The organism is Holdemanella sp. DFI.5.55 (assembly GCF_020593575.1).
Classification (GTDB): domain Bacteria; phylum Bacillota_I; class Bacilli_A; order Erysipelotrichales; family Erysipelotrichaceae; genus Holdemanella; species Holdemanella hominis.
Window position 1 is genome coordinate 1 of the sequence record NZ_JAJDMK010000377.1, and the last position, 236, is coordinate 236.

A 236-nucleotide genomic window follows, 5' to 3' on the forward strand; every position below is an offset into this window, starting at 1 on the left:
GGTGAGCTCATCTACGGTGAAGTGAAAAAACAAACCAAAGATGGCTTTATCATTGACTTAGGTGATAATGCTGAAGCATATCTTTCACGTGAAGAAATGATTCCGAAAGAAATTCTTCGACCTAAACAACGTATGAACGCTATTTTATATAGCGTGAACCGTGAAGGTCGTGGTGCACAATTATTGTTGTCACGTGCGCGCCCTGAAATGCTAATGGCATTGATGAAGAAAGAGAT

Annotated in this window: 1 pseudogene; it reads left to right on the forward strand. The window is 40.3% G+C overall.

Annotation, left to right across the window (positions count from 1 at the left end):
* Window positions 1-236, forward strand: a pseudogene (gene nusA, locus LJE08_RS14485) (transcription termination/antitermination protein NusA); the annotation flags it as partial.